Annotated in this window: 1 protein-coding gene; it reads right to left on the bottom strand. The window is 41.8% G+C overall.

Annotation, left to right across the window (positions count from 1 at the left end):
* On the bottom strand, positions 1 to 268 hold a 268-nt coding region (locus FD01_RS12460), incomplete at its 5' end, for an IS30 family transposase (protein WP_156647314.1).

Raw genomic sequence — 268 nt, forward strand, 5'->3', positions numbered from 1 at the left:
TCAAATTAAGTGCAAAGTCTCATTATAGAAAACTTCGTAGGGTGTTCTCCAACCCAGACACTTCTTGGGCCGGGTATTCAATTTATGAGCGTACTCTGCGAATTCTGGTGCAGGAATATCAGACATGTCTTGAGACTTAGGAAGATACTCACGGAGCAGATTGTTTGTATTCTCATTCGTGCCTCTTTGCCAAGGAGCGTGTGGATCTGGAAAGTAAAATTCAATACCAGTTTCTTCTGTGATCTCAACGTGTTTAGCGAATTCTTTG

The sequence above is a fragment of the Lacticaseibacillus manihotivorans DSM 13343 = JCM 12514 genome (assembly GCF_001435035.1).
GTDB lineage: Bacteria > Bacillota > Bacilli > Lactobacillales > Lactobacillaceae > Lacticaseibacillus > Lacticaseibacillus manihotivorans.